General features: G+C 59.3%; 13 protein-coding genes and 3 pseudogenes. 15 read left to right on the forward strand and 1 reads right to left on the reverse strand.

The genetic code is table 11. The features are described from left to right. Positions 1–172 precede the first annotated feature (172 nt). From ASC97_RS18660 to ASC97_RS18675, 4 genes are all read left to right on the forward strand, one after another. A complete protein-coding gene (locus ASC97_RS18660) occupies positions 173–889 on the forward strand; it encodes a response regulator (protein WP_057469889.1) in 717 nt (238 codons plus the stop codon). A 95-nt stretch (positions 890–984) separates the two neighbouring features. Further along, entirely contained in the window at positions 985–2,100 is a 1,116-nt protein-coding gene (ccmI, locus tag ASC97_RS18665) for a c-type cytochrome biogenesis protein CcmI (RefSeq protein WP_057469890.1), read from the forward strand. After that, positions 2,097–2,549: a cytochrome c maturation protein CcmE gene (gene ccmE, locus ASC97_RS18670; protein ID WP_057469843.1), complete on the forward strand. Its 453-nt coding sequence runs from the start codon at positions 2,097–2,099 to the stop codon at positions 2,547–2,549. The genes ccmI and ccmE overlap by 4 nt, the downstream gene beginning before the upstream one ends. Continuing rightward, positions 2,546–4,540, forward strand: a complete 1,995-nt coding sequence (locus ASC97_RS18675; RefSeq protein ID WP_057469844.1) for a heme lyase CcmF/NrfE family subunit — start codon at positions 2,546–2,548, stop codon at positions 4,538–4,540. Before ccmE ends, ASC97_RS18675 begins: the two co-directional genes overlap by 4 nt. Positions 4,541–4,578: 38 nt before the next feature. On the opposite strand, the pseudogene ASC97_RS35410 reads toward ASC97_RS18675, so the two are convergent. Next, a pseudogene (locus ASC97_RS35410) lies at positions 4,579–4,856 on the reverse strand (hypothetical protein); the annotation flags it as partial. 111 nt (positions 4,857–4,967) lie between these two features. Here ASC97_RS35410 and ASC97_RS18680 point away from each other — a divergent pair. The 11 genes and pseudogenes from ASC97_RS18680 to ASC97_RS18730 all read left to right on the forward strand — a co-directional run bounded on the left by ASC97_RS18680 (position 4,968) and on the right by ASC97_RS18730 (position 17,430). Beyond that, the gene (locus ASC97_RS18680) at positions 4,968–5,642 is read left to right on the forward strand and encodes a CBS domain-containing protein (protein WP_057469845.1); all 675 of its coding nucleotides are present in this window, start codon (positions 4,968–4,970) and stop codon (positions 5,640–5,642) included. A 245-nt stretch (positions 5,643–5,887) separates the two neighbouring features. Next, a partial coding sequence (gene hemA, locus ASC97_RS18685) for a 5-aminolevulinate synthase (RefSeq protein WP_156390400.1) occupies positions 5,888–7,031 on the forward strand: 1,144 nt, incomplete at its 3' end. Position 7,032: 1 nt separating this feature from the next. Then, a pseudogene (locus tag ASC97_RS34065) lies at positions 7,033–7,208 on the forward strand (aminotransferase class I/II-fold pyridoxal phosphate-dependent enzyme); the annotation flags it as partial. Between the two features lie 290 nt (positions 7,209–7,498). Continuing rightward, positions 7,499–9,347: pseudogene (locus ASC97_RS18690) on the forward strand (ABC transporter transmembrane domain-containing protein). Positions 9,348–10,401: 1,054 nt separating this feature from the next. After that, on the forward strand, positions 10,402–11,493 hold the full coding sequence (locus tag ASC97_RS18700) for an ABC transporter ATP-binding protein (RefSeq protein WP_057469847.1): 1,092 nt from the start codon (positions 10,402–10,404) through the stop codon (positions 11,491–11,493). Between the two features lie 44 nt (positions 11,494–11,537). After that, positions 11,538–12,974 (forward strand): extracellular solute-binding protein, encoded by a 1,437-nt coding sequence (locus ASC97_RS18705; protein WP_082530054.1) that lies wholly within the window; start codon positions 11,538–11,540, stop codon positions 12,972–12,974. Between the two features lie 92 nt (positions 12,975–13,066). Then, the gene (locus tag ASC97_RS18710) at positions 13,067–14,143 is read left to right on the forward strand and encodes a carbohydrate ABC transporter permease (RefSeq protein WP_200959500.1); all 1,077 of its coding nucleotides are present in this window, start codon (positions 13,067–13,069) and stop codon (positions 14,141–14,143) included. A gap of 3 nt (positions 14,144–14,146) precedes the next feature. Then, on the forward strand, positions 14,147–15,034 hold the full coding sequence (locus tag ASC97_RS18715) for a carbohydrate ABC transporter permease (protein ID WP_057469848.1): 888 nt from the start codon (positions 14,147–14,149) through the stop codon (positions 15,032–15,034). Between the two features lies 1 nt (position 15,035). Further along, the gene (locus ASC97_RS18720; RefSeq protein WP_057469849.1) at positions 15,036–16,124 is read left to right on the forward strand and encodes an ABC transporter ATP-binding protein; all 1,089 of its coding nucleotides are present in this window, start codon (positions 15,036–15,038) and stop codon (positions 16,122–16,124) included. An 8-nt stretch (positions 16,125–16,132) separates the two neighbouring features. Continuing rightward, a complete protein-coding gene (locus tag ASC97_RS18725; protein ID WP_244481523.1) occupies positions 16,133–16,552 on the forward strand; it encodes a hypothetical protein in 420 nt (139 codons plus the stop codon). A gap of 119 nt (positions 16,553–16,671) precedes the next feature. Further along, entirely contained in the window at positions 16,672–17,430 is a 759-nt protein-coding gene (locus ASC97_RS18730; RefSeq protein ID WP_057469851.1) for an AraC family transcriptional regulator, read from the forward strand. Positions 17,431–17,448 lie beyond the last annotated feature (18 nt).

Raw genomic sequence — 17,448 nt, forward strand, 5'->3', positions numbered from 1 at the left:
GAGTTAAGCCTGCCCAGGATCGGCGGCCATCGAGAGGCAGGACTTCCAGGGATACCGGCCCCGAGCCTAAAGTTTGCAGACCGTTTGCTGGAATCCCTGCAAGCGACCTGTGGCGCTTGCAGCAATCCTGCGCTATTGCTCCGGTGCAAGTTCGAAGCGGAACGAAGACGAGATGGAACCCGATCGCATTCTGGTAGTCGACGACGACCCCCGGATCAGACAGATGCTGATCCGCTATTTCGAGGACAACGGCTATCGAGTGAATGCCGTGGGCAACGGCGCGGCCATGCGCGCGGAACTCGCGAAGGGAAAGTACGCTGCAGTCTTCCTGGATCTCGTCCTGCCCGGTGGCGAGAATGGCCTGGAGCTGTTGAAAGAACTCCGCAACACCTCGGACGTACCCGTACTGATGTTGACCGGCCAGGACGACGTGACCGACAAGGTCGTCGGACTGGAGGTGGGTGCGGACGACTATATCGCGAAGCCGTTTCATCTGCGAGAACTTCTTGCTCGTTTGCGGACGGTGCTGCGCAGGCGGGCACCGGCCGAACCAGGCAAGGCTTTCGGGAGCGGAGAAGAAAGCATCCTGTTCGATGGCTGGCGTTTGGACGTGCCCCGCAGAAAGCTCACCGCTCCTGATGGCGACGACGTACCGCTGACGACGGGCGAATTCGACATGATTCTGGTTTTCTGTCGCAATCCCGGCAGGGTGCTGTCGCGCGATACGCTTATGGACTTGACCAGAAACCGGAGCCTTGAGGCGTTTGACCGCGCGATCGACGCGCAAATCGTACGCTTGCGAAAGAAGATCGAGACCGATCCAAAGGCACCGGCCCTGATTCAGTCGGTGCGCGGTGTCGGTTACGTTTTCACGGGTCGGCTTCGGTGAGGATCGGCGGGATCAACATGCTTCGCTAATTGATCCTCATCAATGTTCCTTTGACGATAAGCGGTATGTTCAGGCGCACAATGGCGTCTGGACATATGATCATTTGGATACTCTTCGCGGTCATCACGACCGCTTCAACTGCGGCTCTGCTTCATCCGCTTACGACGACCCGCACCCGGCCCGCCTGCAATAGCCTGGAAGCCAGCGTGTATCGAGATCAGCTTCTCGAACTCGAGAGGGAAGTGAAAGCGGGCGACATCGGCTCAAGCGAGTATGAACACGCGCGAGCCGAAACGGCGCGACGGCTTATAAGAGCAAGCGGACCGATCGCCGCCGTGCCCGCACACCGGTCCCATCTCTGGCTGAGGCTTGGCGTCGTCGCGTTCTTGCCGATCGTCAGCATCGGCCTGTACGTGGGCGTTGGTTCGCCGGAAATGCCCTCGCGGCCATTGCAGGCGAGGCTGGCAGATCCCGGACAGGATCTTCCAATACTCCTCATGAAGACCGAAGGGCACCTTGCAAATGATCCGGATGATGGTCGCGGGTGGGATGTGATCGCTCCCGTCTACCTCAAAATGGGTCGAGTGGACGACGCAGAGAAGGCTTATCGCAACGCGGTCCGCATTCTTGGTCGTAGCGTCCAGCGGCTGGACGGTCTTTTGCAAGCCGCGATGGCACGGTCGAATGGACAGGTGACGGAAGAGGCACGCACCATCCTGCGTGAAATGCTGCAGCTTGAACCGCGCTATCCACGCGCGCGCTTCTATGTCGCTCTAGGCATCGAGCAGTCGGGCAAGAGGGCCGAGGCGCGGAACGCGTTCGAGGCGCTGGCTGAGGATTCGCCTGCAGACGCGCCGTGGCTAGCGTTGGTGAATGAACACATCGTCGCCAATGGCGGCGTTCTGTCCCACTCCACCACTGGGCCAAGCACCCCGGCTGACATCGCTGCAAGCCCCGCGGCTGTGGCTGGCGAGCGCAAAATGATCCACGCGATGGTCGAGGGATTGGACGCAAAACTCGCGATGCGGCCCGATGACATCGATGGTTGGCTCCGCCTGATCAAGTCCTACGCGGTTCTCGACGAGAAAAGGCAGGCCGCCGCCGCTCTGCAACGCGCCTTGTCCAGCTTTCCTGCAGCGACGGAAAAGGGCAGTCGGTTGGTCTCACTTGCCCAAGAATTTCAACTCGACTTGGAGGGGACGATCAAATGACACGCAAACAGAAGCGTCTCGTGGTCATCGGCGGTGGCATGAGCTTCATCCTTGCCGCCGTGCTGCTGGTCATGTTCGCCTTTAGCCAGTCGGTGGCGTATTTTTACATGCCCTCAGATATTGCGAATACTCATCTCACGCCTGGCACCCGTATCCGCCTTGGTGGCCTCGTAGGCGAGGGGAGCGTGGTGCGTGGAACCGGATCAGCAGTGCGGTTCGCAGTCACAGACCCAAATGGCGGCGTCGTGCGCGTGCGATTTGCGGGCATTCTTCCAGATCTTTTCCGGGAGGGCCAAGGTGTCGTGACCGAAGGCAGCTTCCAGGCAGGATCCGAGGTCTTTACCGCCGACACGGTATTGGCGAAGCACGATGAGAAATACATGCCGAAGGATGTAGCGGACAAGCTCAAGGAGCAGGGGCTTTGGCAGCATGCTGGAGCCGCGCAATGATCATCGAGATTGGTCACTACGCGCTCGTTCTAGCCCTTGCGACAGCCCTGGTGCTGTCCGTCGTCCCCGTGGTTGGCGCGCGTCTCCACGACTGCCGGATGATGGAGGTGGCGACACTCGGATCCGTCGTTTTCTTCTTGCTGGTCGCATTCTCCTTTGGCGTCCTGGTCTATGCCCACGTTGTCTCCGATTTTTCTGTCGAGAACGTCTGGGAGCACTCGCACTCCCTCGTCCCGCTGCTTTACAAGTACTCGGGCCTCTGGGGCAATCACGAAGGATCGATGATGCTCTGGCTGTTGATCCTGGCGCTGTTCAGCGCGCTCGTCGCCATGTTCGGTCGCAATCTTCCGGAGACTTTGAAGGCGAACGTGCTTGCCGTTCAAGCGTGGACTTCCGTTGCGTTCATACTCTTCATCCTTTTGACGTCGAACCCTTTCATGCGCCTTGATCCTGCCCCTGCCGAAGGTAAGGACCTCAATCCTGTTCTCCAGGACGTTGGGCTCGCGATCCATCCGCCTCTGCTTTATCTCGGTTACGTCGGGTTTTCTGTGTGCTTCTCGTTCGCCATCGCCGCGCTTCTTGAAGGTCGCATCGATGCAGCGTGGGCGCGCTGGGTGCGCCCTTGGGCGCTTGCTGCATGGACGTTCCTGACCTTGGGCATCGCAATGGGATCCTATTGGGCCTATTACGAGCTTGGCTGGGGCGGCTGGTGGTTCTGGGATCCGGTCGAGAATTCCTCGTTCATGCCCTGGCTTGCGGGAACCGCATTGCTACATTCCGCGCTCGTGATGGAAAAGCGCGAAGCGCTGAAGATTTGGACGGTCCTGCTCGCCATCCTGACATTCTCGCTCTCGCTTCTAGGAACCTTCCTGGTCCGGTCGGGAGTGCTGACTTCGGTTCACGCGTTTGCGAGCGACCCCTCGCGCGGCATCTTCATCCTATGCATTCTGTTTGTCTTCATCGGCGGCTCTCTCTCGCTCTTTGCCTACCGGGCACCGACCTTGACCGCCGGGGGGCTTTTCGCGCCGATCTCGCGAGAAGGTGCTCTCGTCTTAAACAACCTGATCCTCACAGTTGCATGCGGCACCGTTCTGACCGGAACCCTCTATCCTCTGCTGTTGGAGACGATCACCGGTGACAAGATTTCCGTGGGGGCGCCGTTCTTCAATATGACGTTCGGCACATTGATGATCCCGCTCGTCTTCGTCGTGCCGGTTGGTCCGTTGCTCGCGTGGAAACGAGGAGACCTTTTGGGGGCTCTGCAACGATTGTATGCGGTCGCCGGTATCGCCTTCGTCGGCGCCCTGGCGATCGTCTACGTCCAACATGGTGGACCCGTGCTTTCAGTGTTCGGACTGGCCGGGGGCCTCTATCTTGTGCTCGGCGCACTCGCCGACCTCTGGTGCCGATCGGGCGTCGGCAAGGTTTCAGCCTACGTGGCATGGCGCCGGTTCTGCGGCCTTCCTCGCTCTGCCTTCGGCACGGGGCTCGCGCATGCCGGGCTCGGGCTGACCGTTCTCGGAATTGTCGCCGTCACGACGTTTGAAACCGAACGCGTCCTAGAGATGAAGCCAGGCGAGACTGTCGAGGCGGGCGGATACTCGCTAAGGTTTGATGGACTGAAGCCCGAAAGGGGATCGAATTATACTGAGGATCGCGGGCACTTCAGCGTAAGCCGTGGCGACGACGTCGGCGAGGTCTGGTCAGCGAAAAGGGTCTACAGCGCAGGGAAAATGCCGACGACCGAGGCTGGCATTCTGACCTTCGGGCCAAGTCAGCTTTACGTCTCACTGGGCGACCCGACGAATGATGGCGGGATCGTCGTGCGTGTCTGGTGGAAGCCGTTCATCACCCTGATCTGGCTCGGCGCATTAGTGATGGCGGCGGGGGGCTTCGTTTCGCTCAGTGATCGCCGTCTGCGTGTCGGGGCGCCTCGTCGAAAAACGAGGGCTATTGTGAAGCTCGCGCATATCGCCGAGGCGGCCGAGTGACGCACGGTCGTGGTCGGGTACGTAGCCCACGCACCGCGGATGCGGGACAGGATATCGAAGCTCACGACCGAACGCGGCACGCGCTCACCCCCAATCCCGGACGATAGGGTCTTATTGTCGAACGTCTCATTAAGGCGAACGACAGCGCGGTAAAGCCGCCAATAGCTGTCGCGAAACCGGCGCATGTGCGCATCCTGAAAGCTGCCGGTTCACCGGCCGCCTCGAACAGCGGCTCTGGAAACGGGCTGATCCGCTTCGGTTGTGGTCCGAGCGGTGTGGGAGCGGACTTGGCCGAAGATCGAAAGCGGGGATCAATACTAAAAGACGCCGTCGGCCTGTCCTGAGTTTGATGGAGATCAAAGCAGGGATCCTGCGCCCGTGAGAGATTTGATCGAATCAAACGCCGATGAGTGTGTGAGGCAGTACGATGCAGGCGAAAGACATTATGACCACCAACGTGGTTTCGATCAGTCCGGCTGTGGGTGTACGCCACGCAGTCGCTGTGATGATCCAGAACGAGGTCAGCGGCCTGCCCGTGGTCGATGACGAGGGCCGGGTCTGCGGGATGCTTACCGAGGGCGACTTGCTTCTGCGCCGGGACATCAGGCTTGCTCCACGCCTTGCACATGGGCCCGAACTGATCTCGGAGATCGACCTCGAACGCTACATCTGCAGCAACGGATGGTGTGTAGCCGACGTCATGTCCCGGGACGTCATCGTAGCGCGGGCGGACAGCGAGGTGTCCGACATTGCCGAGAGCCTGCAGGCGCATCGCATCAAGCGCTTGCCGATCGTCATGGATCGAAAGCTGGTTGGGATAGTAAGCCGCCGGGACATCCTGCGCATAATCCTCGAAGCGCCATCGGCATCGCTCCCGAAGGAAGACGAATCCATCCGGTTGGCCGTCAGAACCCGACTGCGCGCGGATCTCGGCCTGACGCAACAGAAGGTGCAGGTTTCCGTAAAGAATGGACAGATCACCATCGACGGTCAGGTGGAATCCGATCTGAAGCGCAAGGCGATACGGGTTCTTGTCGAAAGCCTTGGTATCGGGGGCTACCGGGATCGGCTTCGCGTGACGCCCCCAGGGATTGGCGACTGAAGGGTGAGCCTCGTTGTGCGGCTAGACTTCTCAACACGCGCAAAAACCACCGTTACCCTACACACGTGAGACAGCCGAATTGGCCGTCTAACCGACCAATTCGACCCCAACGTTCCGTTCCCATACGAGCGCGTTGCCGTGAGATAATATTTGTCTCCCTCGTGCAAAAACCAATTGAACTTGACGGAGGTCAAATACGATTGGATCGCTGCGCTATAACGATCTGCTCTGCAGAGGAGCATATGATGGATTTCGAAGCATTCTTCAAAAACGAGCTGGATGGCCTGCATACGGAAGGCCGCTACCGCGTTTTTGCCGATCTTGAGCGTCATCGCGGCAGCTTTCCGCGGGCCACGCGTCACACGGCCGATGGCCCGAAGGACGTGACCGTCTGGTGTTCCAACGACTATCTCGGCATGGGCCAGAACCCGAAGGTGATCGAGGCGATGAAGAACGCCATCGACCACTGTGGCGCGGGTGCGGGAGGCACCCGGAATATCTCTGGCACCACCCACTACCACGTTCTGCTCGAGCGCGAGCTTGCCGATCTGCATGGCAAGGAAGCAGCGCTGGTCTTCACCTCGGGCTACGTCTCCAACTGGGCCGCCCTCGGCACGCTCGGTGCAAAGATTCCCGGCCTCGTGATCTTCTCGGATGCGCTGAACCACGCCTCGATGATCGAGGGCATCCGCTATGCCAAGTGCGACAAGGTGATCTGGAAGCACAACGACATCCAGGACCTCGAAGCCAAGCTGGCGGCCGCCGATCCGAAGGCACCGAAGCTGATCGCGTTCGAGAGCGTCTATTCGATGGACGGCGATATCGCCCCGATCAAGGAGATCTGCGATCTCGCCGACAAATATGGCGCGATGACCTATCTCGACGAAGTCCATGCCGTCGGCATGTACGGCCCGCGCGGCGGCGGCATTGCCGAGCGCGAAGGGCTGATGGACCGCCTCACCGTTATCGAGGGCACGCTCGGCAAGGCCTTCGGCGTCATGGGCGGCTATATCGCCGCCTCGACCGCGCTCTGCGATTTCATCCGCTCGTTTGCCTCGGGCTTCATCTTCACCACGGCGCTGCCGCCGGCGCTGGCTGCTGGTGCGGTCGCTTCGATCCAGCACCTGAAGGTCAGCCCCTTCGAACGCGCCCGTCATCAGGAGCGGGTGCGCGCGCTGCGCGCCCTCCTCGACAAGCGCGGCATTCCGCACATGCCGAACCCAAGCCACATCGTGCCCGTCATGGTGGGCGATGCGGCCAAGTGCAAATGGATCTCGGACCTGCTGCTCGACAATTGCGGCGTCTACGTCCAGCCGATCAACTATCCGACGGTGCCGAAGAAGACCGAGCGCCTGCGCATCACGCCGACGCCGCTGCACACCGATGCCGNTGCTCGACAATTGCGGCGTCTACGTCCAGCCGATCAACTATCCGACGGTGCCGAAGAAGACCGAGCGCCTGCGCATCACGCCGACGCCGCTGCACACCGATGCCGATATCGAGCATCTGGTCGAGGCGCTGCACTCGCTCTGGGCGCGCTGCGCGCTGGCCAGGCACGCCGCCTAGCTTGGCTGATCCATACCGCAATCAGGCGGCTGTGCCAGTGGTGCTTACCAACCAAGCTGACGTGTCAGCTTGGTTGGCATGAACATCTCCCACAAAAATAGGTCGATGCACTTGCGAAGAGTGAAGGGCCTAGATGCCGATCAAAGCGATCGCGACGCCGATGGCGTTTCGCGTCAGAATACCTCGGCAGGATGAGCGCATTTCACCGGACTAGTTGATCGCGATCAAAGACGCGGTCCACCAGTAGGTGGACAAGGACATCATCCAATTCCCAGGAGACAACGGCGTTGATGATAGCCCAGCACGACCGAGAGCCCGAACGCGTGAATGAACAACCAGCCGACAACGGCAGCAGTCAATCACTGGGGCCGACGAGGAAACAAACTCTGGCGCGCCTCGTCCCGCTGGTGCCTTTCCTGCGTCGTCATGGTCGGCTTTCGATAGGTGCGCTGTTGGCTCTCACATGCGCCGCGGTTATCTCCCTCGCGCTGCCCATGGCGGTGCGCCGCATGATTGACAATGGATTCGGACAGGCCGATAGCGCGTTCATCAACCGCTACTTCCTGATGGTTATGGCGCTCGCTGTCGCATTGGCCGTAGCCAGCGCGCTGCGATACTATTTAGTGACCGCTCTCGGCGAGCGATCTTCGGACCCAGGTCTTCAGCCACATCTTGCGCCTTCCTGCTCGTTTCTTCGACGCCAACCGCTCGGGAGAACTAGCCTCACGCCTTACGGCCGACGCCACGCAGATCAAAACCGCGGTCAGCTTGTCCGCGTCAGTCGCGCTGAGAAATTCTATTCTCTGTGTGGGCGCGATCGGGATGATGTTCGCTACCAGCCCCAGACTTTCGGCCATCGCGATCGGTGTCATTCCGCTCATCATTGCACCGCTGATCATTTTCGGCCGCGCCGTTCGCAGGAAGTCGCGATCCGCGCAGGATGCGCTTGCCAATGCCACCGCATATGCCAGCGAGATCATCGGGGCAAATCGAACTGTCCAGGCGTTCAATGGAGAGGACGCCGCCCGGCAGAGGTATGCGCGTGACGTCGAACTGTCTTTTGACAGGGCCTGCACCGCCGCCCGTGCGCGCGCTCGCCTGACCGGCGTCGCGATCGCATTGATTTTCGGCAGCGTTGTCGGGGTGCTATGGCTGGGCGCGCAGAGCGTCCTCGGGGGCACCCTGTCTCCGGGAAATCTAAGTCAGTTCTTGATCTACTCGGTTATCGCCGCCGGATCTTTGGGGTCGCTTTCGGAGGTTTGGGGCGAACTGGCACAGGCAGCGGGCTCGACCGGTCGATTGTTCGAGCTTTTGAACGAACAGACCGACGAGCCTGAGGAAGCCATACAGGTTCCACTGCGTATTCCAGTTCGAGGTTCCATCGAAATCTCCGAACTGCACTTCTCCTATCCGGGCGCCCCGGAGAAGCAAGTGCTCGATGGATTGTCCATGAACATCGCGCCGGGGGAAACCATCGCCCTCGTCGGGCCTTCTGGGTCGGGGAAGAGCACCGTTTTCTCCCTGTTGCTTGGATTTTACCATCAGGAGGCAGGGAGTCTCTCGATCGACGGAAGGGATCTGCGGGCCCTCGCCCCACACGATCTTCGCAAGCAGATCTCGATCGTCCCACAGGATGTGACCATCTTCGCGACCTCGATCCTCGACAATATCGCCTTCGGCCGGCCCGACGCGACGCGAGAGGAAGTCATTGCAGCCGCCATGAAGGCTCAGGCTCACAACTTCGTAGTGGGGCTACGGGACGGATACGAGACAATTGTCGGCGAACGCGGTCTCACGCTGTCGGGAGGACAAAGGCAGCGGCTCGCTATCGCTCGAGCAATCCTCAAGGACGCGCCGATCCTCCTCCTGGACGAAGCTACGGCGTCGCTCGATGCTGACAACGAGCAACTGGTTCAGCAAGGATTGGAGCAGTTGATGGACAATCGCTCTACGGTCGTCATCGCACATCGACTCGCGACTGTGCTCAAGGCGGACCGTATCCTGGTAATGGAGGATGGCCGGATCGTTGAGCAGGGTACGCATGCCTCTCTTATGCGAGGCAGCGGGCTCTACAAGCGCCTGGCGGAACTGCAGTTCAAGATACCTGGCGATTCCGAGCTCGCGCAAGACGCCGCCTGATGACCAAGCTCAATCGAGCCTGCACGACAACGCTGCGGATCTGGCCGGGGTTCTGACGCCGAAGGAGTTCTCTACATCTTGAGGAGGGGAACGTGGAAAGCTCGGCGGCGCCTAGTCTCGCCGGGGAACGTTGGCCCGTTTCGGCTGCAGGCTTGGCCGCAACGACGGTTCCGGCTTCTATGCCGATTGGCCGGCACCATCAAGCCGAGCGAGCGTACGATTTGGGGAGGCGCAGGAAGTGTTCTACGCCTGCCGCAGGCGGGATCGCCACGCGGCTGACCGAAAAGGTCACACGCCTCGCGGTGCTGCTGTACACGGGGTACTTCTGTGTGTCCTGTCACCAGGCCAAAGGGGATATTCAGTCCTTCAATCGTCTCGATGCCTCCATGGACGGCGAGGCGCCGAAATGACATCGGATCGAGGCAACGACTGTGATTTCAACTAGGAACTAAACGGATTTACGCCGAGCGATCCGCGACATGCGTGGGGAGATCGCCATCTCGGGTCACAGGCGTGCAACGACTTGGTGATCGTTTTGCAAAGAGCGTCTTCGCCGGCGCGAGATCTCTCGCCGGTGGAAGTCAGAGATCCGCTGATTGACGTCGCGGCCGGCTGTACGATCCTGCAAGACGGACATAGGAACGAGTTCCACGTCCTCGGCTGGGCATTTGACTGACGACGCGGGCCTCAGCAACTTTCGCAAGCGCGCGCTCACACCGCGATCTCACGACAAGCCTTGGGCGGCATCCCCATGATGGGCTGTCTGCTGATATCGTCATAACGGGCATTCAAGCAAGCCGCGCGAGCTCCCCCCGCTAAGACTGGCCGCTCGCCAGATTCGAGTGTCCTCCTGTGAAACGACTGCGCATGAGCGAATCGTTCAAAAAAACAAACGCGACTCACAAGCCGTTTCGCTTCGCCGCTCTGTAGAAGAGATCAGGCTTGGAGCGATACTTACAAGCACTTGTCATCTCTCGCTTTGATGCGCGAGGCAAGTCTGAACGGCACGACGAAATCGATAACCCTGCAAGCCGCAACATAGGATGAGGCTAGGATGATACCCAGCAGACCGCCTGCACTGATGCTGTCCGGAGTTGAGAAGTCGTACGGGCGCGTCAAGGCTCTCGATGGTCTTTCCCTCGAGGTCGCAGCGGGTCGGTTCTTCGTGCTCTTCGGTCCGAGCGCGGTCGGCAAGACGACGACGCTGCGTGCAATCGCGGGGCTCGTTCATCCGCAAGCGGGCCGCATCGAGATTGACGGGAAGGACGCGACGACCTCGCCGATCACGGGGCGAGGCATTTCGATGGTGTTCCAATCCTTTGCGCTCTATCCCCACCTCACCGTCTACGACAATCTCGCCTATCCGCTGCGCGAGGAGGGTATCGCTGGCGCCGATGTCGATCGACGTGTCCGGGAAACCGGTGCGATGCTCAAGCTGTCGCATCGGCTCGACAGGAAGCCTTCCACTCTTTCCGGCGGTGAGCAACAGCGCGTGGCGCTCGGCCGCTCCATTATCCGCCGCCCCAGTATCTTGCTTCTTGATGAGCCGCTGACGAACCTGGACGCGAAGCTGCGGCACGACATGCGGGCCGAACTGAAACGCCTGCATCGCCAGTTCGGAATGACCATCGTCTACGCAACCCCTGACGAGCTCGAAGCGCTGTCAATGGGAGAAGAGATCGCGGTGATGCGCGACGGGCGGGTGGTGCAGTCCGGAACAGCCGATGAGCTCTACGATCACCCAGTCGACACTTATGTCGCCAGCAAGATCGGAGCTCCGCACATGAACATGATTGACGGGGTGGTTGCGGCCGATGCTCGCTCCTTCGACACGCCGCTAGGCCGTCTTGCGGCGTTGACCCGGAGACGGACAGCATCCGCCGGCGACGCGGCAATTATCGGCATTCGGCCACACGACATCAGGCTGGCTGCGGGCGGCGAGGTGGCGCTTTCGACGAAAGTTCGCCTTCTGGAGCCCCAAGGCGATATCACTGTCGTCTCCGTGGAGGCTGGCCGAGAAATCATACGCTTTGTCCTGCCTGAGGCGTCGGCGGCGACGCTGGCGATCGGTGAACCAGCCAATCTGGTGATCGATCCCGAGAAGATTCACGTTTTTAGCCGAGCCGATGGTCGGGCCATGGCCTGACCGAAGGCAACTATTTTTTCCGGTTTCAATGGGAGGAGCACCAAATGACCGTGAATAGCAAAATGAAGGTTCTTTCGGCAATCGCGAGTGTCGTGGTGCTGCAGATTGCGGGGGGCGCAGCGAGCGCCGCTGCAGAGGAGGTCGTGCTGCGAATGGCAGTCCCCGATTGGCCGCCGACCCACGTCATGAAGGATTTTTTCGACTCCAGATATGCGCCGCCATCCGGCAACAAGGTGAAGCTGGAATTCGACTTCATCCCGTGGCCGGATTACTTCACGAGGTTGAACGCATCTCTTACCTCGGGGGAGCAGGCCTACAACATGGCTGTGTCCGATTCTCAGTGGCTCGGGGCCTTTATCGAAGGCGGCTATTATCGGAAGATCAACGATCTGATTGATGGTGATCCCGAACTCAAGAAGATCCTGGCGGACATCGATCCGGCGACTCTCGCGGCCTATTCGACCTATCCGCATAAGTCGGAAAACTACTATGGTTTTCCGCAGATGCCGGACATTCTCGTCAACTATTATCGGTCGGACATCTTCTGTCACGAGGATGAGCAGAAAAACTTCCAGGCCAAATACGGCCAGAAGCTGCCATGCACCCCTGAGGAGATGGATAACGTCGATTGGGATCTCTATGGCAAGATCGGTGAATTCTTCAAGCGCAAGAAGGGGGACATGCTTGCAGGATCCCCGGCGGAAGACGATTTCTACGGCGTCGCCTTTCAAGCGGGCAAGGCCTATGACTACTCGAGCATGCAGGTCAACGCCTTCGTCTGGCAGCATGGCGCCGACATCTGGGATGAAACCAAGGTTCCCAATGAACACGCGCAAGGCGTCGTTAATTCCCCCAGGGCTGTCAAGGCGCTCGATCACTATCTGAGCTTTCTGCAATACATGCCGCCAGTGGTGAAGACCGGCGGCATGGATATCTTCAAGACCAACGAACTGTTCATGCAGGGCAAGCTTGCCTCCAACATCGAGTGGATCGGCTTTGCCGAAAGCGTGCTTGATTCAAAGACATCAAAAGCCGCCGGCAAGGTCGCCTTCTCGCAGATGCCGGCTCTGCGCGGTGCCGACGGCAAGAGCGTCCGCTGGTCCAACATCGGCGGCCAACCCTTCGTGCTGATGACTTGGAACTCAGATGCGCAAAATCGCGAGATCGTCGACTTCGTGAAGTGGTGGCTGTCGTCCGACATCCAGCACGCCTTCGCGGCGGCGGGTGGCCAGAGTGCTGTCCGGTCGGTCTACAACGATCCAAAATACGTCGGCTACCGGCCATGGAACCGGACCTGGGCCGCCGGTCTGAAATGGCAGAAAGACACCTGGCACGTTCCCCAGTTCTTCGAGCTGCTCGTCCAGCAGCAGGAACAGTATGACTTGGCCATCACTGGCAAGCAGGATGCCAAGACGACTCTCGATAACATTGCCGGCTTTCAGGAAAAGCTCCTGACGGACGCGGGCCTGATCCAAAAGTGATTGGACCATGGTGGGTGCGGGCCATCTGACCTGCACCCACAGTTGAAATTTGAACCCGTTTTGCAATTTTCCAGGCCCGGCCGATGTCTCACATGACCCATACACTCCCGAAAGACGCTTCGGCGACCATCGGTTCGCCGCTGGCGCGCTTTCTTGAACCTCGCCCTGACAATTGGCCTTTGATGATGCTTGTCGCATTTGCGCTCGCAGTTCCGGCGCTTGCATTTTTGTCGCCAAAAGCCTCATTCTGGACTTGCCTCTTGTTAGTAGCCTTCGCGTCGGGTTCGGTCGTCTACAACGCCTGGGGGCGATACCAGGGCGGGCTTTTGATCGCGCCCGCCATTGCGCTCCTGTTCGTGATGAACATCTTCCCGCTGCTCTGGTCCTTGGGGCTTTCCTTCTTCAGCTACAAAGCGAATGTCGCCGTCCCTCCGATCTTTGTCGGCCTTTCGAATTATCAGAAGGTGCTGACCGATCCGACCGCGTGGGACCGGCTTCAGAATACAGCCATCATGGGGCTTTTGACCGTCAGCATCCAAATGGTGGTGGGCTTCTCCTTGGCCATGCTGTTTTCCAAGCAGTTCCCCTTGCGGCGATATCTCTTGATACTCGTGCTGACGCCGATGATGCTTTCCTATGTCGCGATCGGCGCCTTCTTCCGTTACTACTACGAACCCACCTTCGGTCTGCTTTCCCAAGCGACGAGGTTTTTCACGGGCGAGCCGTACATTCTCCTGGGAACGGCGGGAGGCTCAATCGCAGGCATTGTCATCGCCGACGCCTGGATGTGGTCGCCTTTCGTCATGCTGTTGGTGCTGGCGGGCCTGGTCAGCGTGCCGAAATATCTTTACGAAGCGGCGGCAATCGACCGGGTATCGGCCTGGCGGCGTTTCTGGACGATTACATTTCCCTTTGTCCGAAGCCTGCTGCTCCTGGCGTTGCTCTTCCGCACCATCGAAGCGTTCAAGCTTTTCGACGTGGCCTTCCTGCTCACGGAAGGAGGACCGGGCACATCGACGGAGACGATCGCAATATATGTCTACCGGCAAGCAATCCAATTCAACAAAACCTCGGAGGCAGCCGCATTGTCCTACATCCTGCTGTTTACCGTGATCGTGCTCACCAATCTCTATCTCTACATCGCCAACCGGCGCACGACGGAGGCTTGAGCCATGATCGGGATCACAAGATCATTTCGCCGCCACTCAAGCGTTGGTGAAGCCGGCTGGGGTCGGACAATCATTGCCGGCTTCATCAGCTTCATCTACTTCTTTCCGGTCCTATGGATTATCCTTACGGCCTTCAAGACCCATAGCGACGCGTTGGCGGTACCGCCCAAATTCTTCTTCACGCCGACGCTCGACAATTTCAGGCAGGTGTTTTCCCGCGCCTATTCCGCCGGCGCGGTCGCCGAGGACACCGGTTTTGCTCTCTTCTTCTTCAATTCGATTTTTATTGCGGGCGTCAGCGTATTCCTAGCGCTCATTATCGGCACGCTCGCGGCATTCGGTTTCTCGAGATACCCGCTGAAGGGCAACGACACCTATCTGTTCGTCATCCTCACGACCCGAATGCTTCCCGCGATTGTCGTCATCATACCCGTGATTTTGATGTTCCGGGTGATCGGACTTTCCGGGACTTACGCAGGCATCATTGGCCTATATACGGCCTTCAACCTGCCGTTCACGATCTGGATGATGAAAAGCTTCTTTGACGAGCTTTCCTTCGATGTCGAAGATGCCGCACGCATCGACGGCTCCACCAATATGCGCGTGTTCTTCAAGATCTGTCTGCCGCAAGTCTTAGCAGGACTGGCTGCGACGTCCGTCTTCGGTCTCATCCTTACCTGGAATGAGTATCTTCTGGCGCTGCTGCTGACCGGCGTGGGCACGCGCACCGTCCCGGTGGCCATGGCTCAGACCATCGGCGGCGATATCGGCGTACGTTGGGGCCTGCTGGCCGCGATCGAAACCCTCTTCCTCATCCCCGTATTCCTCGCAACCTTTTTCCTCCAGAACCAGCTCTTGCGGGGCGCAACCTTCGGAACGGTAAAACGCTGACATGTCGACCATCGAGCTTCGCAAAGTGACCAAGCGGTTCGGCAGTTTCAACGCCGTGCGCAATGTTGATCTATCGGTTGCCGCCGGGGAGGTCGTGTGCCTCCTTGGGCCTTCTGGCTGCGGCAAGACGACGACCCTTCGCATGATCGCTGGGCTTGAGCGCCCCACGGCGGGGGATCTCTTCACTGCCGGCAGGCGGGTGAACGATCTGCCGCCCGAAAAGCGCAACATCGCCATGGTATTCCAGTTCTATGCGCTCTATCCATCCCTCAGCATCAGCGACAATATCGCCATGCCGCTCCAGTATGAACGTGTGTCACGCGAAGACAAAGAGCGGCGTGTACGGCGTGTCGCGGAGATCCTTCAGTTGCTGCCGGTTCTCGATCGCAAACCGGCGGAATTGTCCGATGGTGAGAAGCAAAGGGTAGCCGTGGCGCGCGCCATCGTTCGCGATCCGGATTGCTTCCTTTTTGACGAACCGCTGTCGCGCCTGGATGTCGAGCTGCGCCACTCGATGCGGGGCCAGATCAAGGAAGTGCTGTCCGACCTTTCAAAGGCGACGGTGATCGTCACCCATGACCAGCTCGAGGCACTGACGATGGCTGACCGGATCGCCATCATGAAAGATGGAATGGTCGAGCAGGTGGGTAGCCCGCATGACGTGTTTGCGCGCCCGGCCAATGTCTTCGTGGCAAGTTTCATTGGAACACCTCAAATGAACCTGATCGAGGCTGAGATCAAGGGTTTGGACGCGGGTGCCGCATGTCTTCGGCTTGATGGGGGCCAAATTCGGCTCGCAGCGCCAGCCGCACTTGGAGGGCTGGGCTCGCCGAACGTGACTGTCGGGGTAAGACCGCGTGCGTTCGCCCTCGTTGCCGAAGCCGATAAAGAGACCGTTGCCGCCCAGGCAGAACTCATTGAACCGATGGGAGCGGAGACGCTTATCCACGCAAAGACATCGGGCGGTATCAATATCCGCGTGGTCGTCCCACGGGAAAAACGTGTTCGCGCGGGTGAGGCCATGCATCTCCGGCCGGATCCAAAACAGATCTATTTCTTCGACGCGGATGGGGAGGCGGTTCACGCATGAGACAGGGTATGACAGCCAGTTCCGCGTTGCGGCTTGAAATAATCATCATTGGGTTGGGGCTCCTGGCGCTTTCGCTCATCTTCCAGCCGTTTCACCTGACGCTCTTTGCCGTCGGAAGTGCGCTTGTCGTATTGGCGGCCCTTCTCAACAACCTCTTGCCATTGGCCGCGCCGGGTGTTTCTGCGCGATCCGTCGTGACTGGCGGATTGATCGTTGCGCTGATCTTCTTCGTGGTGGTGCTGGTCGCTATCGCGGCGGCGCATTTTTACGGCGCGTTTTTCCTCAAGCAGCCGGATTCCGCTACATATTCCGGCAAGTCCTACTACGCCGCGACGCCGTTCTATCTCACGTCGTTTTATTGGGTCGTGGCGGCGATTGCCTCGGCCCTGGCATTGACTATCGCCTGTTTGGTAGCTCGCCGGCCTTAGGGCCGCGAACAGACCGCCCGCCAGACTGCCGAGGTACTATGTTCCACGTGCTGCCGACATGATACATCATGAACCGACACGGCGCGCTTCGTCACTGAGCGAAAAGAAGATGTGTGGTCATGGCTGCATCCAACCCGAAAACGATCGAGCCGCTATTCCCGATACCTGAGAATTTCAGCGAGATTTTCGATTTCATTCCCGACGTCAATTTCTATCTGAAGGACCGCGACTCCAGATGGCGTGCGTGCAATAGCGCGGCTCTCGCGTCCTTCAACGCCAGGACAACGGAAGATATTCTCGGCCGCTCGGAATTGGAGCTGTTCCCCCTCCACATCGCGGAGCCCATCCTCAAAGACGATCGCCACGTCATGGACACGGGACAGCCGATCGTGAACAAGATGGAGGTGGTCGTCGATGAGCATGGCCATCTTGTCTGGGTTACCACCACCAAATTGCCGACGCGCTCGACGGACGGCTCGATCACGGGCATCATGGGCATTACTCGGATCCTCCGGCGGACCGAAATGTTGCCGGAGGGTTATCGGCAATTCTCCAAAGCTGTTTGCTTTATTCAGGAGAACTACAGCCGTGTCATCGATATCAAGGAATTGGCGCGTTTGTGCTGCCTTTCCGACAGCCAGTTCCGAAAGAAGTTCCGCAAGCTTTTCCGCACCTCTCCGCAAGATTTCATCCTCGGCGTGCGGATGCAGGCAGCGGCTCGGCTGCTGGTGTCGACCGACCAGCCCATTGTGGAGATAGCCCTGAAGAGCGGCTTTTGCGATCAAAGCTATTTTACCAGAAAGTTTTCCATGTTCTTGGGCGACTCACCGAAGAAATATCGCGATCGATGGCAAGGTCAGCGTCGCGGAAAAGAGTAGTGCGCGACAATCCCAATG

The sequence above is a fragment of the Rhizobium sp. Root1203 genome (assembly GCF_001424945.1).
Classification (GTDB): domain Bacteria; phylum Pseudomonadota; class Alphaproteobacteria; order Rhizobiales; family Rhizobiaceae; genus Rhizobium.